The sequence below is a fragment of the Xenorhabdus anantnagensis genome (genome assembly GCF_028598555.1).
Lineage (GTDB): Bacteria > Pseudomonadota > Gammaproteobacteria > Enterobacterales > Enterobacteriaceae > Xenorhabdus > Xenorhabdus anantnagensis.
Map to the genome: position 1 here is coordinate 86,829 of NZ_JAQRFN010000008.1, position 22,850 is coordinate 109,678.

The 22,850-nt window shown below is 40.7% G+C and carries 22 protein-coding genes and 1 pseudogene; 14 read left to right on the forward strand and 9 right to left on the reverse strand.

Translation table 11 applies throughout. The features are described 5' to 3' along the window. Window positions 1-59: 59 nt before the first annotated feature. The 10 genes from PSI14_RS08225 (at window position 60) to PSI14_RS08270 (ending at window position 9,674) form a co-directional block, all read left to right on the forward strand. Entirely contained in the window at window positions 60-296 is a 237-nt protein-coding gene (locus PSI14_RS08225) for a helix-turn-helix transcriptional regulator (protein ID WP_086109938.1), read from the forward strand. Window positions 297-413: 117 nt separating this feature from the next. Next, on the forward strand, window positions 414-1,253 hold the full coding sequence (locus PSI14_RS08230; RefSeq protein ID WP_273575458.1) for a hypothetical protein: 840 nt from the start codon (window positions 414-416) through the stop codon (window positions 1,251-1,253). 17 nt (window positions 1,254-1,270) lie between these two features. After that, complete coding sequence (locus PSI14_RS08235) at window positions 1,271-2,290, forward strand: P2 family phage major capsid protein (protein ID WP_273575459.1); 1,020 nt, start codon at window positions 1,271-1,273, stop codon at window positions 2,288-2,290. Next, window positions 2,287-2,808 carry a GPO family capsid scaffolding protein gene (locus PSI14_RS08240; protein ID WP_273575460.1) on the forward strand — a complete coding sequence of 174 codons (522 nt, stop codon included), beginning with the start codon at window positions 2,287-2,289 and terminating at the stop codon, window positions 2,806-2,808. Before PSI14_RS08235 ends, PSI14_RS08240 begins: the two co-directional genes overlap by 4 nt. Before the next feature lie 71 nt (window positions 2,809-2,879). Then, complete coding sequence (locus tag PSI14_RS08245; RefSeq protein WP_273575461.1) at window positions 2,880-3,392, forward strand: host cell division inhibitor Icd-like protein; 513 nt, start codon at window positions 2,880-2,882, stop codon at window positions 3,390-3,392. A gap of 2 nt (window positions 3,393-3,394) precedes the next feature. Further along, complete coding sequence (locus PSI14_RS08250; protein WP_086109934.1) at window positions 3,395-3,613, forward strand: hypothetical protein; 219 nt, start codon at window positions 3,395-3,397, stop codon at window positions 3,611-3,613. Window positions 3,614-3,645: 32 nt separating this feature from the next. Beyond that, complete coding sequence (locus PSI14_RS08255; RefSeq protein ID WP_370688837.1) at window positions 3,646-6,327, forward strand: DUF927 domain-containing protein; 2,682 nt, start codon at window positions 3,646-3,648, stop codon at window positions 6,325-6,327. A 291-nt stretch (window positions 6,328-6,618) separates the two neighbouring features. Next, window positions 6,619-6,831: an ogr/Delta-like zinc finger family protein gene (locus PSI14_RS08260; protein WP_086109932.1), complete on the forward strand. Its 213-nt coding sequence runs from the start codon at window positions 6,619-6,621 to the stop codon at window positions 6,829-6,831. 678 nt (window positions 6,832-7,509) lie between these two features. Beyond that, complete coding sequence (locus PSI14_RS08265; protein WP_273575463.1) at window positions 7,510-8,427, forward strand: AbiTii domain-containing protein; 918 nt, start codon at window positions 7,510-7,512, stop codon at window positions 8,425-8,427. A 524-nt stretch (window positions 8,428-8,951) separates the two neighbouring features. Beyond that, a complete protein-coding gene (locus tag PSI14_RS08270) occupies window positions 8,952-9,674 on the forward strand; it encodes a hypothetical protein (protein WP_273575464.1) in 723 nt (240 codons plus the stop codon). A gap of 446 nt (window positions 9,675-10,120) precedes the next feature. Here the strand turns inward: PSI14_RS08270 and PSI14_RS08275 are convergent, their stop codons facing one another. The 8 genes from PSI14_RS08275 to PSI14_RS08310 all read right to left on the reverse strand — a co-directional run bounded on the left by PSI14_RS08275 (window position 10,121) and on the right by PSI14_RS08310 (window position 18,499). Beyond that, complete coding sequence (locus PSI14_RS08275) at window positions 10,121-10,384, reverse strand: PAAR domain-containing protein (protein ID WP_273575465.1); 264 nt, start codon at window positions 10,382-10,384, stop codon at window positions 10,121-10,123. Window positions 10,385-10,421: 37 nt separating this feature from the next. After that, on the reverse strand, window positions 10,422-11,177 hold the full coding sequence (locus PSI14_RS08280; protein WP_273575466.1) for a hypothetical protein: 756 nt from the start codon (window positions 11,175-11,177) through the stop codon (window positions 10,422-10,424). 98 nt (window positions 11,178-11,275) lie between these two features. Then, entirely contained in the window at window positions 11,276-11,824 is a 549-nt protein-coding gene (locus tag PSI14_RS08285; RefSeq protein WP_273575467.1) for a hypothetical protein, read from the reverse strand. Window positions 11,825-11,901: 77 nt separating this feature from the next. Beyond that, complete coding sequence (locus PSI14_RS08290) at window positions 11,902-13,287, reverse strand: hypothetical protein (protein ID WP_273575468.1); 1,386 nt, start codon at window positions 13,285-13,287, stop codon at window positions 11,902-11,904. After that, complete coding sequence (locus PSI14_RS08295) at window positions 13,287-13,778, reverse strand: DUF4123 domain-containing protein (protein ID WP_273575469.1); 492 nt, start codon at window positions 13,776-13,778, stop codon at window positions 13,287-13,289. The genes PSI14_RS08290 and PSI14_RS08295 overlap by 1 nt, the downstream gene beginning before the upstream one ends. Then, entirely contained in the window at window positions 13,778-15,787 is a 2,010-nt protein-coding gene (locus PSI14_RS08300; RefSeq protein ID WP_273575470.1) for a type VI secretion system Vgr family protein, read from the reverse strand. The genes PSI14_RS08295 and PSI14_RS08300 overlap by 1 nt, the downstream gene beginning before the upstream one ends. A gap of 35 nt (window positions 15,788-15,822) precedes the next feature. Then, entirely contained in the window at window positions 15,823-17,610 is a 1,788-nt protein-coding gene (locus PSI14_RS08305; protein ID WP_273575471.1) for a type VI secretion system baseplate subunit TssF, read from the reverse strand. A 706-nt stretch (window positions 17,611-18,316) separates the two neighbouring features. Beyond that, window positions 18,317-18,499 carry a hypothetical protein gene (locus PSI14_RS08310; RefSeq protein ID WP_273575472.1) on the reverse strand — a complete coding sequence of 61 codons (183 nt, stop codon included), beginning with the start codon at window positions 18,497-18,499 and terminating at the stop codon, window positions 18,317-18,319. A gap of 163 nt (window positions 18,500-18,662) precedes the next feature. Here PSI14_RS08310 and PSI14_RS08315 point away from each other — a divergent pair. Beyond that, window positions 18,663-19,486: pseudogene (locus PSI14_RS08315) on the forward strand (integrase domain-containing protein). A 259-nt stretch (window positions 19,487-19,745) separates the two neighbouring features. Continuing rightward, window positions 19,746-20,009: a helix-turn-helix domain-containing protein gene (locus PSI14_RS08320; protein ID WP_273575473.1), complete on the forward strand. Its 264-nt coding sequence runs from the start codon at window positions 19,746-19,748 to the stop codon at window positions 20,007-20,009. A 541-nt stretch (window positions 20,010-20,550) separates the two neighbouring features. On the opposite strand, the gene PSI14_RS08325 is transcribed toward PSI14_RS08320, so the two are convergent. Continuing rightward, a complete protein-coding gene (locus PSI14_RS08325) occupies window positions 20,551-21,501 on the reverse strand; it encodes a hypothetical protein (RefSeq protein ID WP_273575474.1) in 951 nt (316 codons plus the stop codon). Window positions 21,502-21,968: 467 nt separating this feature from the next. On the opposite strand from PSI14_RS08325, the gene PSI14_RS08330 reads away from it, so the two are divergent. Beyond that, window positions 21,969-22,190, forward strand: coding sequence for a type II toxin-antitoxin system Phd/YefM family antitoxin (locus tag PSI14_RS08330; RefSeq protein WP_047962450.1), 222 nt, complete (start codon window positions 21,969-21,971; stop codon window positions 22,188-22,190). Next, complete coding sequence (locus PSI14_RS08335; protein ID WP_273575475.1) at window positions 22,187-22,585, forward strand: type II toxin-antitoxin system death-on-curing family toxin; 399 nt, start codon at window positions 22,187-22,189, stop codon at window positions 22,583-22,585. Before PSI14_RS08330 ends, PSI14_RS08335 begins: the two co-directional genes overlap by 4 nt. Window positions 22,586-22,850 lie beyond the last annotated feature (265 nt).

The following is a 22,850-nucleotide window of genomic DNA, read 5'->3' on the forward strand; positions in this document are numbered from 1 at the left end:
AGAATGCGCTAAACACGTCACAGCAGAGATAGGCATAACATAGGGAGGCTAGGGGCAGCATGACGAAGCAGAAAAAACCACGCATGAAAAATACAAGCCCATACCCTGAAATCGGTAATGCACGTAAACGCCATACCGCTGATTTTCTGGGCATATCTGATTCAACATTACACCGTTGGGTTAAGGATAAAAAGATACCGCAACCTTTTGAGTTAGAGGATGGTTTCTTTGTCTTTGATGCAGCAGAAATACGCAACTGGGTAGAAAATAAAAAATCACGCAGAGAATCAATATAGTTATATAAATTTATTGATAAATTAAATTTCATTCAACATAAATAGCAACCCCCAAAACATCAATTAAATAGGTGTTGAACTTTCACACCCATATATAACCAAAAAAGGATAAAGGTTATGAATGAAGTATCATTTTTCAAAGATGAAAATCTATCATATATTTTTAATTACAAGTTCATACCGTTTACAGAGAACTGTAAGGACTCAGGATTTATTATTCGAATCATCGAATTATATAGACTGGCACAGATGAAAGATAAAATTAAAGAATTTACTGAACTAACAGGCTTTCAATTTGATAATCTAATTCCCACAGTGGAAGAAATAAAATCTCTTATTAAACGTGGGCGAAATTTTGTATCTAGCCATTCTAAGCACGCTGAAAATATGGAAAAAGAACTAAAAAGCTTGGTTGATATATTAAATAAAGCTCAAAACGGTAAAATAAGCAAACCCGATGGGTATTATTTAAGCACGCGAGTTTGGATTTCTGATATGCTTGACTCAGTAGAAATAAAAAAAGATTCCGTTAGACGTGAGAAAGATAGATTTTGTAAAATTAACGGTCTCTATGGTTTATTATATCCCGTTATAGAATGGCTATTATCTGAGAAAATAACCGGATTTAAAAAAGAACTATTAGAGTCTATCCCACGGGAAACGGTATATTTGAACTCTTTACTGTCTAACATGAATTGGCAGTATGACCACCCATGCAAATTAATTATATCAGAGATGGATAAATTAGGACATTGCCTTAATGACGTAATCAACAAATGCACTGTAACAACAAGAAAACATACGTTATTTCATAATCCAGTGTGTAAAAATGATTACTATAAAACTTATTATAGCAAAGAGAATTTTCATTTAAAGTGTATATTAACTGCTGATGAATATGTTGATGCCATGTCTAATACAAAAAAAAGAATACAAGATAAATTAAATTTCATGTAATAAAAAAGGAAAAGATTATGTACATTACAGCCATTCCAGAAGCGGCTAAGGTTTTTCATGCCAATTTTACACGCGGAGCCAATTATCAATATAAACACAGCGATACTTTTTCTATTTCTCAACCTTCTGAAAATTTATTACGTGTAGCCATTTCAGATTCAAGTTGGTTTTTAAATAAATTGACCTTAGCGGATGTTAGCCAAGAAGCTGGTGACACGATTAACTTCGGTGATAGTACCATCCATACAGGAAGAGCAATCGAAGGACGATTCCATAAACGTGTCAGTATGGAAAGTGTGCCTTATGCTTTAGAAGAAACAGATACCTGCGCCGCCATTTCCTATGAACAAATGTCACTGATTGCCAACAGTGGCAGTGGTGATGATGAACACTTTACTCAAGTAATGTCTGACTTATTCTCTAAAACAGTATCGTTAGACATGATTAGAGTCGGTTTTAATGGTGAATTCTGCGCATTTCCGACTAAACCCGATGTGTATAAACGCGGGCAAGATGTTAATAGAGGTTGGCATGCAATAGCGAAAGAATTTAATCAGGGGTCACAAGTGATCACCGATAAAATTATTTTAGGCAAAAATGGGGATTTCCCAAATTTGGATGCTATCGCAAATTATCTCATCATCAAAAAAATACCTGAAGAATTCCGCGAAGATCCGCGCTTAGTGATATTAGTCGGTTCAGAACTGGCGGCGCTGTATAGAGAAAAATTATTTAATGCTTCAGATAAAGCGGCAGATATTCAAGCTAGCCAAATGGCTCTCAGTACCATTGCGGGGCGCTTTGCGCTCATTCCTCCGTTTATGCCTGGTCGTCGATTGGTTGTGACTACATTAGATAATTTGCATATCTATACCCAACAAGGTACGCGACGTTTTCGTGCTGAATTTGTCGGGGAACGTAAAGTATACGAACACAGTTACTTGCGTAATGAAGGCTACGGCTTGGGAGACGGAAAACTGTATGCCGCAGTTGATGAAAATGCGATCCACATTGAAGAGGGGGTATTTTCGCTATGAGTGAATCGCAGTTAATGACCACTTGGATTTGTGTTGCGACTGAGGGGCAAACCATTGATAGGCGTGTTATCGAAGCACAATGGCTGAATGAAATTGCAGAAACCTACGATACCAATTATTACACCGCGTTAATCTGGGAAGAGCATAACCGTAATCTTGATAATTTAGGGGAAGTGCTCGCAGCTCGAACCGATGTCATTGATGGAAAATCACGGCTTTACTTACGATTAAGACCGAATCTAAAGCTCATGGAATATAACAGACAGGGGCAAAAATTATTTTGTTCTATCGAGGTTGAAGAGGATTTCCAAGGTAGGGGTATTTTCTATTTAGGTGGCCTTGCTGTGACAGACAGCCCTGCGAGTGTCGGAACAGATAGATTAAAATTCAGTATTAACCGTTCTCACTTTTCCCGAAAGAAAAGTAAGTTTTCGATTAGTTCACCGAGAGTATTCAATCTTTCTGATGGGCTTAAAAATACGAAGAATCGTTGGTTTACCGCAATTTCCGCAGGTTAACACTTTTGCCCGGTTTAGGCTGGGCTATTTTCTCACTCCTATCAACTTCGCAGTTTAAGCTGATTTTAATCATGAAAATAAAAAGGTTGCATCCGTCTGATCGGTTGGGCTATATTGGAAAAACGTTAGCAAAATCTAACGTCAGGCGTGGAAACCTGAATACTCGAATGGCGACAGTAGACGCCACATGCGTCTTTTTTTGTGTCGTAAATAATGCCTATCTAATGGCGGCTTACGCCTATCTGAATTCAATGGTGGCGTTATCGGAGCACCCGAAAGGGTGGCTGGTATCCATTCGAGCCAGTATTTCCACCTCTGATAACGTCACCGCCCCTATTGAGCGTGGAAACTCTGGCGGTGATTGCTTGAATCATCGAATGGAGATCATCTTTATGATGGCAGTCCCTACCCAAACTCAATTTAAATTTCTATTTCTGTGCGTCAAACGTTCTGATATTACCGCTAAACCCTGCCGTATTGAGGCTACCGCGCCAGACGAACACAACGCAAGAATGCTGCTCGTTCATGATTTTGTTCTCTTGTTTGCAGGTCGTTTACCTGTGCAACCAAAAAGAGGACATTGATCATGAAAAATACCCCCCATAAAAATGCCGTCATTTCTGCTACCGCAGAAAATGAGCTATTAAGAGTAGCGCAAATGACAGCATGCTTCGCTGAATTATTAAACAACAGCGCAGGTAAGCATATTTCAGGCGAAGGTATGGCAGCCGTCATGGAGTGTTTATCGGAAAAAATTGAACTCATTATTGAGGAAAGCAGCTTAATGAATAGGGACATTAAATAATGAATAATCAAAACTATCCTGACATTTCAACGATGCCAACAAGTATACCTACTGTGACGGATATCGTTAAAGCAGCCAACGGGCGCTGGTATTATATTTTAAGTAATTTAGGCGTATCTGTCCCTGAAAATAACAGGCACGGTGCTTGCCCTAAATGTGGAGGCAAAGATCGCTTTCGGTTTGATGATAAAAACGGTAAAGGAACGTGGTTTTGTAATCACTGTGGTAACGGTGACGGACTCGATTTAATTAAATTGGTGACAGGTCAGGATGTTAAAACAGCATGTTTTGAAATCAATAAAATACTCCACCTGCCTGAATTCAAAAAAATAATGCCAACCAGAATAAAAAAGGCTGGCACACAAAAAGGTATCGAATTATTTGAAAAACTGAAAGGTTTATCTCTTTCAGGGGAAAGCCAATATCTCTCAAATAAAGGCTTAACTCATCATCAATATTTAATTACGCAGCAACAATATACGCAAGGTGAGATGATTTTTCCAATTGGCTCACTTTTATTACCATTAGTTGATAACCAAATTTCAATTAAAGGCGGGCAATTAATCAGCCCGAAAGGGGAAAAGAGCCTGCTATCCGGTTCTGCGCTTTCAGGTTCATTTATTATTGTCGCAGATAAGACGGATAAAAACATTGAACAGGTGGTGATTACAGAAGGTTTTGCTACAGGATTAAGCCTGTCAAAAGTGATTGATTCTTTCATCGTGGCGGCGGTTGCTGCCACTAATCTGGTCAAAGTCGCGCAACAATTGAGAGAACGGTGGCCACAGGCAAAAATCATCATTGCTGGCGACAACGATTTTATTGATGGCAAGGAAAATACGGGCAAGCTCTGGGCAGAAAAAGCGGCTAAGGCGGTAGATGGTTGGGTCACATTGCCACCGACTCACTATAAAGCGGATTGGGATGATTACCGACAGGAAAACAGCGATAACAAGGTCAAAGAGGCTTTCTTTGAAGAAATGACCTATTGCGGAAAAGATAAAACCTATTTACCGCAAGGCTTCCGCCTGACTCAAGAATATTTATGGTACGACAAACTCGTCAATAAATCGGATGGTGATACCGAAGTCAGGAACATCAAAATTAGCAGCCCGATAAAAGTAACGGCAATTACCTGTGATGCTGACAGTAGTAATTACGGACGGTTATTAGAATGGGAAGATACTTACGGTAATTGCCGTAAGTGGGCTATGCCGATGGAAATGCTCAGCGGCAGCGGTGAGGAATTACGCCGGGTGCTTTTGGTCAACGGCCTATCCTACATCAATATTTCAGGGCAGGCACGGGCACACTTGATGGAATACATTTCACTATGCCGTCCAGAGAGAAAGGTGACTTGTGTCAATAAAACCGGGTGGCACGGTAATGTCTATGTTCTGCAAGACGAAGTTGTCGGCACAGGTGCGGATTCCGTTATTCTTCAAACTTCCAGTGTTCAGGGAAAAGATTTTAGAGTCTCAGGCACCAGTGAGGAATGGAGAGAGCATATCGGTAAATATTGCACAGGAAACGCAAGGCTCGCCTTTTCCGTAAGTTTAGCCTTTGCCTCATCATTGCTTAAATTAGTGGGTGTCGGTGGTGGTGGCTATCATTTAAAAGGTGAATCAACGGATGGTAAGACAACCACAATGAAAGTGGCTGCGTCTGTCTGTGGCGGAACGGATTACTGGTATACCTGGCGGGCAACCGGCAATGCACTTGAAGGTACAGCCTGCCGCCGTAATGATGCAACATTAATGCTAGACGAAATCAGAGAGGTTGACGGGCGTGAGGCGGGTAATATTGCCTATATGCTGGCAAATGGTCAGGGGAAAGCCAGAGCGAAAACAGATGGAAGTGTCAGAGAAACCAACCGCTGGAATTTACTTTTCTTATCAACAGGGGAACTTTCTTTAGTTGAACATGCGTCAAATGCGGGTGAACGTACTTATGCAGGTGTGGAAGTCCGTATGATCCAAATTCCGAGTGATTCCGGTAAACACGGTGTTTTTGAAGAGTTGCACCAATTTACCAGCGGTAAATCACTGGCTGAATATCTTGAGCACGCCGTGACTAAATATCATGGCTCACCGTTCCGCGATTGGCTGAAATATCTCACTCATGATCTCACGGTTATCTCAGGAACGGCTAAGGCCTTATTGAAAGAATATACCGCAAAAATGATGCCAGAGAATGCAGGTAATCAGGTTGGTCGTGCAATTACCCGTTTTGCTCTTGTTGCTATGGCAGGAGAAATTGCAACAAGGGCAGGAATTACAGGCTGGCAACAAGGGGAAGCGTATACAGCGGCTGAGAAATGTTTAGCCGCATGGATGAAAGAGCGCGGACATACTGCTAATCAGGAAGACATTACTGCATTGGAGCAAGTGACCGATTTTATTTCACGTAACCAATTCAGCCGCTTTGCGGATTGGTACGATGAGAATAGTCGTCCTATCAATATGATGGGCTTTCGTCGTGTTGAAAAAGGCACTGGCAATCAAGATCCAACTGTTCAATTTTATGTTTTGTCCTCCGCATGGAAAGAGATATGCAAGGGCTTTGATTCGCGCAAAGTGGCCCGCTTATGTGTTGAGAAAGGTTGGTTAGAAGCAGGCAAGGACGGCAGGATACAAACGAGTATACGCCTACCAGAAATAGGGCTTAAACGGGTTTACTTATTTAACAGTGACGTCTTAGGTTCTGCCGAATAATCAGGATAAAACTGACTGTCTTATATTTAATGTGTAACAGTGGTAACACTGGTAACAACCAGTCATACCAAGGCTTATCACTGTTACCAGTCAATTTTTGCGAGTGGCAACAACTGGTAACAAAAATAGGCTGTTACCACTTGTTACCAGTTCGTTTTTTGGAGTGGTAACACATTAATCTCTTTTAAATCAACGCTGTTACCAGTGTTACCAGTGTTACCACTGAAAATGGAAAGGTATGTATTAAATTGACTTTATTCTGGCAGGCAATTGATGTGAGGGTTATCGATAATGAAAGTATTAAAAGTTTATTGCCCAGAGTGCGGTGAGCAGGCAACAATCAAAAAAATCAAAAGGGAAGGATTAGATAACATACCGGAGATTTACTGTTGTTGTAATGATGTTGAATGTGGTCATACATACGTTTTAAGCATGAGTTTTTCACATTCCATACGCCCTAGTAAGTTGAAACAAGATCCAAGTAATCATTTATTAGAGTTGTAGCAATATAAGAATTAGTATCAACACTTTCTGTATCAGAATTGTCAGGCACAGAACGGGAACAGTGAAAATAAATTTTTCACACAATTTCAGTTTACATTTCCCTCTACCCCGCATAAAGGCTGGCTTTTCAGTTTTTATGTTGGGTTTCCGCCCAAGTAAAAATCTCACGTAAAATAGAAAAGTCATTTTATTTCAACGTAATATAATTCCTCGCACAGAATGCAACCGAATAGAAAACTGAAATTTGCTGAAATTCTTTTCACTCATTTCAGTTTGAGATTTTTCTCACACAGCCAGTACTGGCAAGGTCTGGCGATTTGATTTGTAGAATTTTAAATCTGAAAAAACTTTTTGATCCAAAACGTGCAGGCGGGTGCGGTGTAGTGCGTTTTACGTGGGGTTTACGTTTATTTCGTGGGGATTACGTGGCGTGAGCGTGATGTAGTGACGTGATCCAAATGAACCTATCTAGGCCGCAAAATTATACCTGCGTGGCTTAGAGTACGATTGGTTGCGTTATATGAGGATGTAAAAAACCACTATTAAATAGTCTTTTGGAGAGTGATTATTTTACTTTGTGGTTAGTGTTAGATTTGTGATAAATACAAGCAATGCCATGCTTACAATTGGTGGGCTAATGGATAGAATATAAGCTTGACAACATAATGAGGATAATCAATGAATAACTCACCTGTTCTTAAGTTACAGGATATGGCTAGTTCAAGCTCAACTGATATCGAAGAGTTATTATCAAGGGCAAAAATGATATCAGTCAAACTTGGTCTACAGGATATTTCTGAGTGGATAGAGCATGAGTTAAACGGATATCCATCGATTGACGTTCTTCCGAGTTATAGAATTTTAAAACGTGCTCCAATTAAAGCATTCAATCCATACTTTGGGTGGATTCCTACTCAATTTGGTAATTCTGAAAATTTAAATACGGAATTTTATGAAATACTGACCACTGTTCATATTAATAACCCCGTATCAATGTTAACTGAGTTTTCTAAAAGTGACTCAATACTATATAGTGATTTACCACCCGTTATGGCTACCTTGTTGCAAAAGACAAGTGGTGTAGATTTCCGTGTGGCTTGGTGTATTAATCCAGCTCAAATAATTAACGTGTTTTCTAATATTAGATCAAGAATTTTAGATTGGGCGTTGCAACTTGAGAGCAAAAATATCCTAGGTGAAGGATTGCTATTTTCTTCTGAAGAAAAAAATGAGGCTATAGGGATGACTATAAATAACATTAATAATTTCCATGGGAATGTAAATAATGCTGGTGCTATAGGTGCGGGGAATACTGGCGAGATACACCAACAAAATACCATTACAGCAGGCGATTTTAATTCTCTTGAACGCCAACTAAAAGATTATGGTATCGAAGATAATGATATTTCTGAACTGAAAGAGATTGTTGACTATTTACCTGCACCAACTTCATCAGATAACTTTGGTGAAAAAATTGGTGGATGGATTGGCAACATGATTGGCAAAGCCTACTCCGGTAGCCTCAAGATTGCAGGGTCAGCAGCTCCGACTCTACTGACTAATGCTCTGTGTCACTATTTCAATATTCCTGTGTAAAACTCATACAGCTACCATCCATGCCATTCTATTGGAAAGCATAAGCTACTTACAGAATATCAAATCTTGCACACCTTGATTTAACGGGTACACATGGGTGTACCCCTAGAAAATATTGAATAACAACAATCCAGTATTCATGCGGGTTTAAGCCTGATACTCAATGAATAGATTCAATATCGAATAACATTTCTTAGCGATTTACAACAAATCATAAAGCCAGCCTATACATTGTTATAGCTGGCTTTTTTACTATCAGGGCATTATAGAACGAATCACAGTAGCGCATGATTGGCGTGTACCACTAAGGTGTACCCATAGCACATTAAGAAAACCATTTTGGGTACACTCCCTTCATTGATGTAAATCCCTGTTCAGCTTTCGAGGTTGCGGACGCAGGCGGGAACCGTGCTGTAATTCGCTGGAAAATTGCAGCCCTTTCAACGGGTGAGGAAGATTTAGAAACGTTCCTGATAAAAGGCGGGATCACCCCAAAAGCCGGACAGCTTGTCAGGCTGCTCAGTGTGCCCTTTATTGATACAGAATGCTTCAATGGCTATGAAGACGGCAATTCCCACGCAAGAGCCATCAAACGTGAATCCAAACGCTATTGTGGTGCAGCGGGTCGGGCATGGGTTCAATGGCTGTCTGAATATCAGGAGCAGGCAATCGAAATGACCGCCCGTAAAGAAAAAGAGTGGCTTGATGGCCTGCCAGAAGAAGCCTCAGCGCAAGTCAAGCGCGTTGCCGTGCGTTTTGCGTTACTGGATGCCGTTGGAGAACTGGCAACCCATATCACCGGCTGGAATAAAGATGCGTGTCATGCTGCGGTAAAGCAAAGTTTCGATGACTGGTTAGCTGATTTTGGCATCGGAAACCGGGAAAAATATCAGATGATCACGAGAACTCGTGACTTTATCCAGAAATACGGGCTGTCACGCTTTCAGCCTTATACCTACGGCAGGCCAAATGGTGATATTGATACTTCATACGCCATGAGAATTAGCGATCTTGCCGGGTATCTGGTGCATAACCGCCGTCATGATGGACAGGCGGAATACCACATTATCCCCAGTGTATTTGAAGCAGAAATATTGCAGGGGTTACAGAAGAAATCCGGCTTTGAAGCCTTAGAAGAGGCCGGAATGTTGGTTAAAGCGGAGAAAGACCGCTTTATCAGTAAAACCATTTCTGTTAACGGCACTCAGGGGCGATTTGTGGTGTTGATTTTCAGGGATGAGGATTAACCTCACGTAGGAGGAAAAAACGTTGGGATAACGGGATATTGGGATAAGAAAGATTTATTTTAAAATATATCAGTTAGTTATAGATATTTTATTTATCCCGTATTATCCCGCACTATCCCGTAACATTAGGTGATTACAAATAAAGATATATTGTGACAGTGGAAGTTATCCCGAAAAAGATTTTTCTCTGGTAGGTTATAATTTATTTGAATTTTAAATGATTTAAATTAGTGACATGATGTTACGGGATAGGCTGGGATAACATGGGATAGAGTAACGCAATGAAATATATAATAAATATGTCATTTACCCCGTTATCCCGTGAAAATTGGTGCAGTTATATAAAGATAATCGATAGTAACGGTTATATTTTTTCCAATCTCTGTATTACTGGGTTAATGTATTAACCCGGTAATACGGAGAAGACAAGCGCAGCGCGTCAGTGTCTAAGCAAAGAAGGTTTTCTGGCTGGCAATCAGTTTTGCACCACATGCTGTACGCATGCCTTCCAAGGCGATTTGTTTGTTCTGATACTTTAAAGTCTCACTTCCTTCCACTATCGGAAATGTATCTTCACATTTTGGACAAATAACTAAATCACCTTTGCCTGCAACAGGAACACCTTGATAAACATAACCATCAATGGCAGTGATGACTTTACCACCATGATCGGTTTTATCGTTTAATCGGATAACAGCTTTATTTGGCATATTGATTCCCTACACAATCGGATAACATATTTTTATACTATTGAATAAATATTTTCAGGTACTCTTTTGTCTGTTTTTCCATTACCATAATTAACATGTCAGCATCAGAATAATATTGCTTGAACAATTTTGAATTTAAATGAGGCAAGAAAATATCCTGATCGAATTCATGCCCTAATAAAAACATGATCAGCGTTAAGAATGCAGATTGATTGGCACTTTCTATTCCATATTGATTCGATTTTTCAACACCAAGTTGTATGAGCTTTTTGATATCATCCTGTTTAATATATTTGTGTTTTTGTGGGAATAAGTGTTTTAATATATCATCAATGTTAATTCCATAGGTATTCCATTGAACATTTAAACGTTCAATATTGATATTTTGAAATTTAAATATACTGTCTTTCAGATGTTCATCTTTCTCACTATGCACTTCATTCAAATATCGAGTGATTTCATGATAAAGCAGACTTGTTTTTTCTAATTGCCCAAGATGGGCATGATTATCAAGGCTTGTTTTTATCCATGTATATTGCGGGTCAGTCTGAAATCCTGTACCAAACAAAATAAGCATATCAATATAAAACTGAACAGCCCCTCGTTGATCAAAACCCTCGTTTTTTGCTTTTCCTACTGCATTTTTCAGTGCTGATCTTAAGCCATCTTTACCCAATTTTATATCAAGATAGGGATAGGATTCATTACAATGCGCTACTAATTCATCAATATAAGCATTGAATGAATGTTTTTTTAGTATATTCCATTGTTCTTCATTAAGCTCTATCGTCATTTTTATGATATCTCCGATCAATAGTTAGCACTATAGTTGCTGGTAAAATATATTTTTCATTACATTGAAAACCCAGCAGCTATAGCTTTTAAAAATTATTACTTATATGAATCAATTTTTCCGGAAAGATAATCTCTATATGTTAAAAAATCCATATTAGATTTATGCCAACCGCCTTCTTTGTAAATTCCACCAAGTGAACTATACAAATAACTTCCATTACATATTTCTCTTATCATTCTAACTTCATATTTATTACCATTATATAAAAATGAAATAAGAAACATATCCTGTTCTGGTTTCAATGATTCCTGATCAAACTGGCTATATATATATTCATAGCTCATTTTATTATTCATTAAATCAGAGAATTTCAAAGGATCCATGTTTTTTAATGTCTGTAACTCAGGAAAGCTATTTCCTAATCTGTCAATTGCAAACTGTAATTCTGTCGTTACATATACAGTATTTAAATCTTCAATAGGGGGAAATTTTTTATTAATCAGAAAAAAATCATTGATTTTAATATACTGAGATGTTGTCAACCACATACTAGCATCAAGCCATACTTTTTTAGATGGAAAGTCTATAGAGTTTTCATCATACACTGAAACATTAACTGCCATCTGATATTTTTGCGTATTCATATAATAAGCCCCCGATAAAACTGAAATTAAAACTATTAAAATAAATATTACTATAAATAATTTCCAGTTACATAATTTCATGTATTCCACTCAATAGGTTTATAATTTTGCAGACCAACCTTCAATCCTTCTGGAGTTTTTGCTGTGCCAGGTAAATGCCAAGAACCATTTGGAGCAATAGGACCGCCACCATTATTTTCATTATCCATTCTTTCTTTCAAATCTCGATTGCGTTTTTGCATTATGTCATAATCTTTAGGTTTCTCTGGCGGTTTTGCATTTTTATTGCCTTTTGCTTTCTCTTTTTTATAAGCTTCAATATCAGCTAGATATTTACTCATCACTTTTCCATAACTTCCTGCATCTTTAATTTCCTTTCCTGTCCCATAAACTATTGTATAAATGGATCGTTTCTCAAATGCTTTGACCTCAACATCCCAGGTATTCGCCATTAGTTGTGCGGGGCTTTTATCCTGTCCCGCATCCTTTCCTGTAAAATCCCCACCAGACTTTGAAATACCCGCCCGACAAGCGTAGGTTGTTATTTTAGCATCAAAATCAAATACTGATTCATAGACCTTTTTAATTTCCTCTGATCCAAAAAGTCCTTCTTCAACATTCTCTCCCTGATAATGAAACGTGGCATAATCAATGATGCCATGACAGAAAAACACCATCTCCTTAATGAGCCTTTTCTTTTCCTTTCTTTGATTTAGAAAATCGATAAGCCCTTGTTTATTTTTCACATAGATAATACGACCACCTAATTTCTCTGTATAGTCATTAATCCTGTCAATATCCTTTTGCGTATATCCCTGCTGGAATACCACCATAATGCGTTGTACAGCATGATCTTGACTAGCTTTAGGAAAAAGCTGTAACTGATGTAATCCACTATTAATAAATCGGTACTGATTTCCCAGTGACTCTTTGAATCCTCTAGGAATAGCTTTTATACTCGGATCCCAGGGTGCCGTTCTGGCACCCACTACGGTAATATAATCATAACCACTGATATAAGGTTTCTCAGTGGTTGGTTCATTTGTATTCGTAATCAGGCTGATTTTTCTTTCTTCAAGTTCCTTCAATGAACCAAAATTACGGCCCCTTCTTTCATAACTTTTAGCCAGTTTGCCAACCAGTACGGTCACTTCTTCCGGTTGCCGAGTCATAATACGATCAGTTTCACCTTCGCCATTTGTTTTACCAAATCCTCTGGAGGGGATGGAAATATAGGCATAAGGCACATTACTCACATTAACCTGATTCTCAATCGGTAATAATTTTAGCTGATGACTGAATTTTTGATTACATTTCACGCCCGGATCACCCACTTTTCCCGCACAATTGGGCACGCTGGTTGGATGGGTAACTTTACTTTTTTGTTGCTGCTCGATACCTTTGGATACTTTATTTTTCAAATCTGAGAAGACGGAAGAAATACTGTTTTTGTCCATAGCCATTATTTTCCTTTCACAACATGATGATTGTTATCAAGTTGATAACTCCACTCTTCAATATCTTTTGTGAACTCAATCAATTGTTCTGGCGTAAAAATATGCGGAATTTGGTGCAGAACGCGGGGATCGTAAAAACGCAATAATGCAGTTTTGCCTGTTTTTAACCGGATATTTAACTGTGATTCAAGATGGCGGGTCAGTTTGTCCAATGACCGTGTTGAATACAGCCAAGAAACGGCGGGTGCAGAGTTTTCCAACCGTAAGAATTTTTCTTCCCATGCCTGTGCTTGATTCATATCGAACAACCACGGCCCGGCAAACGCAATTTCCGCATCTGGGAATTGCCGGAACAACGGATTATTCGCACCTTCAAGATAAGTCAATTCATCATCAAAGCACCGCTCATACTGTAAACCGTCTACCAGCGCATATAATTTCATCTTCGGGTAAGTTTCCCGGTACTTTTCCCATTTTTCCTTTAATGTGGCTGTCATCATTCTCCCCTCATAACCATCACTGAACCCGTTGATGCCGCTTCCATTAAGCAGGACAGGCAAATTTTTTCCGGTGGTGGGGTAATTTTTTCTACCTGAGCCACATTAATAGGTGACAGCTTATCCAGCCTATCCGGTAACTTACCGCCCCAGCCTGAGCCATTGCCCGGTGCGCCACTCCCCATGTTAACGACAGCGCTGCTGGTGATCCCGCCTGCATCGATTTTCAAGAAATGCCCGGCGGCCTGAAGGGTCAGTTCAGCCCCCGCATCAATCACCACCTTAGCACCCGAACTCAGGTGAATTTCATTGCCACTTTGCGTTAACAGCGCATCGTCTGCCTTGATATGGAGCTTTTGCCCGGTGGATAGCGAAATATCATTGTTTGCCTGTACGCGGTATTCATTATCAACGCGTAAATGTGCATCATTTTTAATATGGTGTGTGCGGTTATGACCAATATTGCTGGTTTCATCATTGAGTATCTGGTTTTTCATGTCTTTTTGCGCATGAATAAACACTTCCTCACTGCCTTTGGCATCTTCAAAGCGTAGTTCATTAAAACCTTCCCCTTTATGGGTTTTGGTCTTAAACGTGGTGCGGGTCTTAGCGGCAGGTAAATCCAGTGGGGGACGGTTCAGGCCGTTATAAACGCAGCCGGTGACTATCGGGCGATCAATATCGCCGTTGAGATAAGAAACAATCACTTCCTGCCCGATACGCGGTATCGCCATAAAACCAAAACCGTTACCGTTCCAGCCCTGAGCGACACGAACCCAACAGGAGGCGCTGTCATCGGCTTTATCGTAACGGTTCCAGTGAAAATGCACTTTTATCGCGCCGTCTTTATTCACAAAAATTTCTTCCCCTTCCGGCCCGACAACGGTTGCACTTTCATCACCGTCTGCCTGTGGTTTGTAATGAAAAGGGGGCCGCCAGTCGGCATAACCATCAATAAAGCTGAAATCGTTACTCAGTGTTGTGCCTTCGCCGCTATTGTCTCCCAGTGCCTGCGGGCAGCGACCATGATGGCTTATCCCGACAATCTGCCAGCGGGTATTAAGTGGCGTGTGGGGATGATTTTCGATTTCGAAGATTTTGCCCGGCATCAATTTGATGCAATTACTGTTGCCACTACCACTTTGGGTCTGGTTTTTCAGCACTTCGTGCCGATATTTCACGAAGGGTTTACCTTCGGCCTCCCGCTGAAAACGGCCATAACTCTCGTAAATGGTATACGGTGTCATCGTTCCCATTGCCTGATATTCCGGGCTGCTCTCCAGTTGGTACACCTGAGAAAGCGGCCTGTCCGGGTTATAATCGCGGTGAATACTGCGCTTCGGGGCCATGCCGACACCGAGGCGCACCTGATAAATGACATCCTGACCGTGAGCGGTATCCGGTTGTGGCTGGTATTGCAGAGGCAGGTTAGCCGTCATTCCCAAATGGCTGTCACTGAAAAACAGCGTTTCATCCTCAAACCAGAAACTGATACCTTCTTCTGCGGCCAGCCGACAAAAAAACGCATAATCCGATTCCCGTTTCTGGGTGGTGTATTCCCTGCCCTGATGCGGATCTTCCAACTGTGAATCTGCCTGAACATGGTGTTTTTTCAGCAACAGATTCATGATATCCGGCACACTCTGGCGATGATAAATATGGCTGTCCTGATTGAGCGTGAGTCGCCAGAGGTACGGACGTACCGTGAAGGTATACAGGGTTTTGTTGCCATCGGTGCCGCACCAGTCGGCATGGGAAATAATCCCGGTGATTTTGCGTTGCTCCGTTTCACCGTGGAAGACCTGTAATACAGCTTCCTGCATCAACAGTGCGGCTAAATCGATTTCCGGCTTCGGTTTGAAAGGATTGTCAGGCTGAGACTGAACCAGCGTCAGGTTCAGGGTAAAAAGGTCAGAAAGCCCTTCCCGCAGGGTGAAATCCGCCACAGCAAAAGTATTTTCGGGTAAGCTCCCCATCCGGCAAAGAAAACGTAATCCACTTTTTAGCATTATTTCTCCTGATTTTTCTGTTTCCGTTAATAGCATTACATTTCACTGCGCAGTCCAAGCCTTTGGCGAAACGGCCATAACATCGCCTTCTCATCCCGCCGATAAATTTCTAACATGATGTAATTATCCCGAACGACAAAGCACGCCAGCAATTGGTCAATCATCCGACAAAACTGATACATCATACCGTCATTTTCATAACACGTCGGATCAAGGTAAATGTGCAAGATGTAGCCATTAATCACCCGTCCCTGACCCGATGGGGTGTTGTCAAGGCGGCTTTTCGGCTGAGCGTCAACACGGACAATGCCGTTAATATGCTGCTGCATCCAGCGACTGAGGGCGCGATCATGCCCAGCATAACAATCATACAAATGCAGAAAATTTTTCAGTGATTCGGCATGAAAAAGTAAAAATGGCGGACAGTTTAAGAAGTTGATCAGCAACCAATCCGATTTTCCCATGACCATTGGCGGAAAATCGGGGGAAACCGATGTAATATTGTTCGCGTATAAATGGGCGGGCACTGATTCTTGTGTGAGCGTAATATCACCGATAGCCAGCTTCATAGCCTGCACATGGTAGCCAATGAAATGTGTACATACCATCTGGGATGGCAGATTATTCGCCGCTTTTCCATCCATCCCGGAAAAGTATATTTGGTTGTGAAGTCGCCCCAGTAAATCATCAGTTATCAGCGACTGAAAATAGACGTTATCGGGTTCACCGGCATCCAGTAGCCAGTCACTTTTGGCATGAAACTGATCAATCGGCAGGAAATGGCACGGCTTGCCACGTGGAGCGCTGCCCTGAGTGATTTTCTCACCGGGCTGCTTCGCGGTTTGGATACTTTTTACACGAAAAAGTCGCTCCGTTTCTGCCAGTGGTAACGGGTAACATGCATTATCTGATACCAGTGAAATAGGCTGGCTGACCATCGGCACCAGATGAACCGCTGGGACACACCCCAACTGAAAGGCATCACCCAAATCATCTACAGGCAACTCTCCTTGCAAACGGATAACCAGCTCACAGGTGCCATCCGGGTTTAATGCTAAATCGCGTTGCTCATTGATATTTAACATCATGAAATTGAATACATGAGGCAGGCAATAATACTCAGTCATCTGTTGCAGGCGAGTAAAAGGCAGATTTTCCACGGGTAACAAGGGATGCTGGAAATTCTCAGACCAACCCATAAAATCACTATACCTGAGCCTTATTTCCTCCTTTGCAGTACGCCAATAGATCTCATCAATGTGCATATCCAGCCACAAGCTTAATTGTGCTGCCCGGTTTTTATCAGTTCCTAAAAAGAAAGGCAGTTTTCCACCTGACCAGGCCGATACTGCATTTCCCGTTTGACGCAGCGTTAACACAATATCGCTGTATTCACGTGTTTTTTGGATCTGTTTATCCAGCATAATAAACGGTTCAATATGCAAATCGCGGCAGGTGTGAAACTGGAAATGTTGTTCCCCCACAACGGCAGTAAGCGGTACGCCTTGCGGGATATCCACTGTGCCCTGATGAACGCCCTGATGGGGTGTAAATTGAATGATTGTCGTCGGTGGCACGGGGCGCAGGGCATGAGGCCAGATACGACTGAGCATTGCATGGGTGACTTGTGGAATACTGTCTTCAATGGTACTGCGCAGATTTGAAGACAGCAGCGCAAAACCTTCCAGTATGCGTTGGATATCCGGTTCATTTGGATGATCCAGAAATTCGGCCAAATGTGGTTTTTCGGTTGCAGCTAACTTCATCATTTCGCGCAGGTAGGCTAACTCTTGTAGGTACAGCGATTCCTTCCGATTCTTCATTTTCTCTTTCCATACAAACTAACGATTTATCGGCATTTCGTTGAAAATATTTATGAATAATAAAATAACTCATGTTGATTGGGCTATTATGCAGAGTTATATGTTAATTTAATTAATAAATTAGGATTATTGTCTCACTTTAATCGACATTTAAAAAACAGGCTCAGCAACCATGTGACCTTATCCGTCTCAACCGTTAACATCTTGCTTATACTGTAATGATCTTATCGTCTGCAAAGATCGCCTTCGGGTGGCGAATCAAAACTCCTGTAGCCTGAAAGGGAGAGCAAAATTGCGGTACATCTGCGCACTTTTGGAAGCAGATATCATCGGACACCTAACCCATCGTCCGGTGATGAAAGTCTCTTAAACTGAAAAAGACCTCAGAAGGGTGTTTTTATCTTGTCACCCAAGTGTATTGAACGTTGGATCATGCACTTATTTTTCATATCAGCATCAGACCCTGCTTTCGTTTGGTTTTTATCTCATGAATGATGTCTTGAGCCGATTTCATGTCATACGCACCGCATGGATTTCACGCATCCGGCTCATATTCTTACTGTCTTTGCCTGAATGATTCAGCGGACAGATTTTCTACACACAAACAATTAACTCATCGCTACCGTTTGACACCGAACCTTGCGGCGTTTTGCTGTACCTGCTGGCATTTTAACGCTTGCACGACTTTTGCTGGTCATTTGCGGGTTTAAGGCGTCACTTTTGGCTGGTTTACCGCTGAAAGTGACGCCGCAGCCAAAGGACACCACAACTCTGACAGGCTCAGGCCGGCTTCACCCCGCAGTGAATCTGACACTGCATTTTTAGATTGAAAAAGGAGAACTTGACGATATCGAGGCTGGCTTTTTGCCGGAGGGGATGACCTGTTCATACAGGCGGCAGTACCGCGTACTCAACCGATACTCCGCAATACCTCAACCTGCGTTCACTCTGGCGCACAGATATTCGTCAAGGGCAAAACCAGTGCTTTCTGTTTTGCCGCACTGACGCACGCCAGAGATCACATATCGTTAGGTATCAATAGGGAAAATAAGATGAGTCGATTGATTAAGGAATTAAAATTTTTTGCCCGGCAAGGTGGAGGCAGTCATAAAACCTGCCATGACCGCATTCGGATCGCAGGGTGTTTGGGCGCGTTGTTATTGAGCCTGAATATTCAGGTTAAAAGCCTTAAGGATTTGAAAGCCAAACATGTAGAGCAGTACGTTGATACTCGTTTATCTCAGGGGATCGCCAAACGAACAGTACAAAATGAAATGTCCGCACTGCGTAATATCTTCCGCATGGTAGGCAGAGAAAAACTGGAAACCACGCCGGCACGAAACAGGCGATCCCTGATGCCGCGTTTCAGGTTATTTATCAGAAAGCATTAAAACGTGATGCCGGATTTGCCGTCACACTGAAACTTGCCCGATTGCTGGGGTTACGTTCTCAGGAAGCGGTGCAATGCAGTGCTTCATTGAAAAGCTGGTGGAAACAGTTAGAACAACCTGAGCCAAAACTGCATGTTGTTTTTGGAACAAAGGGCGGCCGACCAAGGAAAATCCGTGTATTGGATGTTACTGCTGTAAAAGAAGCTGTCGAGCAGGCAATGGCTATTGCAGAACAACGTGACGGCAAATTAATTGATAAACCAGATCTCCGGCAGGCCATGAATTACTGGCGGGCACATACCACAAAGATTGGTTTAACAGGCCGCTATTCTCCCCATAGTTTACGCTATGCGTGGGCGCAGGATGCATTGGTTTTTTACCAACAAAATGGCTTTAGCCGTCAGGAAGTAAGGGCGCTGGTTTCAATGGATTTAGGACACGGAGATGGTCGTGGGCGTTATGTTGAGCGAGTTTATAGTCGTTAAACTTAGTCATCCAGTTATTAAGTTAGATAAAACAATCAGTTAAAGTAACCTCGCCGTTAGCAAAATCCGATGGTCAAGGTTTAGCAGCCTTGAGCTAAGAACACTGGTAGGATGTTTTCTACCAGTGCGCCAGCTATCACCCTTTCAATGGTGATTCGGGTGGGGGAGACTTACGTCTCGCCGGAATCTTAGCCCGGTCTGCTAACCCTGCCTTGAATCACCACCATCAATGATTAATTAATGGAAAGGGGTAACAGGAATGAATAATAACAATGTTCAAAATGACTGGCATCAAGCAGATATTATTGCTGCATTACGCAAACGTGGTACAACCTTAGCGGCGGTTTCGCGTGAATCGGGACTCAGTTCATCGACCTTAGCCAATACATTCAGCCGACCGTGGCCGAAAGGTGAGTGGATCATCGCAGACTATCTTGGCATACACCCTTCAGAAATTTGGCCGAGTCGGTATTTTGATAGTTATGGTCAATTAGTTGAACGTAAGGTTCGCGATAAATCATAAAAATAGTCAGTCCCTACTTGAACAGCACCGAGAAGACAGCCATAGCGGAGTATCTCCTCACTAGCAATAATATTTTCCTCGTGTCACCTATAAGCCCTCAACGAAATATACCTCAACCTGCGATGGGCGTATTGACACGACTGATGGCAGATATTGATAGCCACAGAGCGAAAGCTATGCTCTTAGAAAATATTGAATCGAACTTCCCTTGAAAGAGAGAGTAGATTTTATGAGTGTTGTGATCTATGTTTTTTTACAAATATCAGAACAGGCTTCCGCGTGAAAAATATCTGTTGTATTAATAATTTAAATAATGTCAAAATAATTTATAAATCTTTTTTCATTCTCTGTAATGTTTGAATTCGGTGAAAAGAACAGATCATCATCATTAGTGATGAAAGCTAAATCACGTCTATGTATGAACAAGTCCCTTAAATAGCGACCAACCTCTTTCTCTATTGTGGTTTCTAACCATACGATATCATTTGTTTGAATTATTCTAAGTTCTCAAGAAAAATCAATTAAAAATACCAACGCTATGTTATTTTTTCTTAGGTAAGGGATTTTCTTTATTGACATCAACCATATCAAGGTTATATAAATCAAAATTTATATACTCTTTTAATGTTTTTGGAGATTTATACAGCCTTGGTTTACCATAAACGAATACAAAAGCTGTCGGCTTAATTGCGGCAGAGATAGATGAAAGCCTTTTTGTTACTAATTTTTTAATAGGATATTTTTCAATTAATTTGTCTCCTATATAAAAAGAAACAGGCAAAACTTCATCTAATTCACTCTTGAAACCTTTTTTAAACTTAATTTTGTATCCTTTTTCATGTCTATCAACATAAGCCCAGCCATAATAAATCAAGTCATATTCTGGTAAATCCTCAAGCTTTTGCTCCCAAATCAGTTTTAAAAATGAAGCATATGGGATATTCATGCCACTTATATTGATGGACCTGTTACTAATAGTATTATCAGATGAATATCTGAGAAACCTGCTTACTATAGTTCTAACAGAATAAACATTGCCAATAAAGCCAATCTGTTTAAGATTATATGAGGTTTTTTTATTTTTATATTTTATGTTTTTTTTCAAATCTTCCGACTTAAAATCTATTTTTTTATCATTAACTTCATAATACGAAGGAGGTCTTACTAGTAAAAAAGAATCAACAACAGAAAGATCAACTGATTTTCTTTCGGTATTATTTTTTTCTGAAATTACCTCAGTTATTTTCAAAGGTACTTTATTAAAAACCTCACAACTTTCATCATGATCGCCATAAACCCTAAAATGTGGAACAACCTTCATTTTTTGGGTTTCTTCATCGATATTTGCACACGTTACTTGGGCCCGGCAATTCTCACCAGGACAGATAAACGCCTTTTTGCTAGTAATGAGTCCTGCCCAGTAAAACTCGTAAGCTCTATCAGCATCAATAAAATCTTCTATTTCTAAGGAATAAGCAACATCTAAAGACATATTAATTCCATTAAATTTCAGTTAGATAATAGTAGCATTCATTTATACTGCGTAAATCGCAAACGATCAAACACAAATAAAATTAATGTACTCTTTATATATATCAATGAATGTACCATTCGGGATAATACAGAAACAAACAATATACAAATCAATATATTACAAAATAAAGTCAGTTTGGATTCAATATTGAATAACGTTTCTTAGCGATTCACAACATTTCACAAAGCCAGTATTTACATTGTTATATATGGCTTTTTTGTTATCAGAACATTGTAGAGTGAATCACAGTAGTGCATGATTATTTGGTACACTTAGGTGACACTGACGTGGCTTAGCGTGAGGCTAATTGTGTTGTATGAGGATATAAAAAAGCAGCATTTAAAGATAATCCACACTGAGATCCCTATTGTTGATTAAGCACCCAAAAGATGTACAATTTATATGTACATCTTTGGAGATATATTATGCGAACATACACCTCAACCCAAGCACGAGCCAATATTTCAGAAGTGTTGGATGCTGCTACCCACGGCGAACCTGTTGAAATCACTCGGCGGGACGGCAGCTCAGCAGTCGTTATCAGTAAGGCAGAATTCGAGGCATACCAGAATGCCAAACTGGATGCAGAGTTCGATTCGATTATGCAGCGTCACGGGCATACGGTAGAGGCACTGACAAACCGATGATATGGGTTAGCGCACAGGAAGTTATCGCTTTTCATGACCGTATATTGCAGCGGCTTCCCGGCGTTGCTGGAATGCCTGACTCTGGCAGAGCCGAAGCACTCATCCATCGAGTGCAAAACCGTACACACTACGAAGGCATAACAGACATTTTTGAACTTGCAGCCACCTACTGGGTTGCTATTGCTCGCGGTCATATCTTTAATGATGGTAATAAGCGCACAGCATTTTTCGTTACCATGACTTTTCTTTACCGTAACGGTATTAAGATCCGTGATAACGACAATACACTGGAAAACTTAACGGTAGAAGCTGCCACGGGTGAGAAGACCGTTGAGCAATTGGCGCAACACCTGCGCGAATTGGTGGACTATGCTGATCCAAGCTGTAAGACATAACCACAACTTACTTTTTATGAGGGTGAGTGAACACCTCGTTTTAGCGTGTACCCCTAGAAAATATTGAATAACACAACTCCAGTATTCATACGGGTTTAAGCCTCCTACTCAATGAATAGATTCATGCGATTCACAACAAATCATAAAGCCAGCCTATACATTGTTATAGCTGGCTTTTTTACTATCAGGGCATTATAGAACGAATCACAGTAGCGCATGATTATCGTGTACCACTAGGGTGTACCACCAGTGATTACAAAACCCA

Coding starts and splice junctions, on each gene's coding strand:
- PSI14_RS08225 (WP_086109938.1), top strand. CDS start 60: ATGACGAAGCAGAAAAAACCACGCATGAAAAATACAAGCCCATACCCT.
- PSI14_RS08230 (WP_273575458.1), top strand. CDS start 414: ATGAATGAAGTATCATTTTTCAAAGATGAAAATCTATCATATATTTTT.
- PSI14_RS08235 (WP_273575459.1), top strand. CDS start 1,271: ATGTACATTACAGCCATTCCAGAAGCGGCTAAGGTTTTTCATGCCAAT.
- PSI14_RS08240 (WP_273575460.1), top strand. CDS start 2,287: ATGAGTGAATCGCAGTTAATGACCACTTGGATTTGTGTTGCGACTGAG.
- PSI14_RS08245 (WP_273575461.1), top strand. CDS start 2,880: ATGAAAATAAAAAGGTTGCATCCGTCTGATCGGTTGGGCTATATTGGA.
- PSI14_RS08250 (WP_086109934.1), top strand. CDS start 3,395: ATGAAAAATACCCCCCATAAAAATGCCGTCATTTCTGCTACCGCAGAA.
- PSI14_RS08255 (WP_370688837.1), top strand. CDS start 3,646: ATGCCAACAAGTATACCTACTGTGACGGATATCGTTAAAGCAGCCAAC.
- PSI14_RS08260 (WP_086109932.1), top strand. CDS start 6,619: ATGAAAGTATTAAAAGTTTATTGCCCAGAGTGCGGTGAGCAGGCAACA.
- PSI14_RS08265 (WP_273575463.1), top strand. CDS start 7,510: ATGAATAACTCACCTGTTCTTAAGTTACAGGATATGGCTAGTTCAAGC.
- PSI14_RS08275 (WP_273575465.1), bottom strand. CDS start 10,384: ATGCCAAATAAAGCTGTTATCCGATTAAACGATAAAACCGATCATGGT.
- PSI14_RS08280 (WP_273575466.1), bottom strand. CDS start 11,177: ATGACGATAGAGCTTAATGAAGAACAATGGAATATACTAAAAAAACAT.
- PSI14_RS08285 (WP_273575467.1), bottom strand. CDS start 11,824: ATGAATACGCAAAAATATCAGATGGCAGTTAATGTTTCAGTGTATGAT.
- PSI14_RS08290 (WP_273575468.1), bottom strand. CDS start 13,287: ATGGCTATGGACAAAAACAGTATTTCTTCCGTCTTCTCAGATTTGAAA.
- PSI14_RS08295 (WP_273575469.1), bottom strand. CDS start 13,778: ATGACAGCCACATTAAAGGAAAAATGGGAAAAGTACCGGGAAACTTAC.
- PSI14_RS08300 (WP_273575470.1), bottom strand. CDS start 15,787: ATGCTAAAAAGTGGATTACGTTTTCTTTGCCGGATGGGGAGCTTACCC.
- PSI14_RS08305 (WP_273575471.1), bottom strand. CDS start 17,610: ATGAAGAATCGGAAGGAATCGCTGTACCTACAAGAGTTAGCCTACCTG.
- PSI14_RS08310 (WP_273575472.1), bottom strand. CDS start 18,499: ATGAACAGGTCATCCCCTCCGGCAAAAAGCCAGCCTCGATATCGTCAA.
- PSI14_RS08320 (WP_273575473.1), top strand. CDS start 19,746: ATGAATAATAACAATGTTCAAAATGACTGGCATCAAGCAGATATTATT.
- PSI14_RS08325 (WP_273575474.1), bottom strand. CDS start 21,501: ATGTCTTTAGATGTTGCTTATTCCTTAGAAATAGAAGATTTTATTGAT.
- PSI14_RS08330 (WP_047962450.1), top strand. CDS start 21,969: ATGCGAACATACACCTCAACCCAAGCACGAGCCAATATTTCAGAAGTG.
- PSI14_RS08335 (WP_273575475.1), top strand. CDS start 22,187: ATGATATGGGTTAGCGCACAGGAAGTTATCGCTTTTCATGACCGTATA.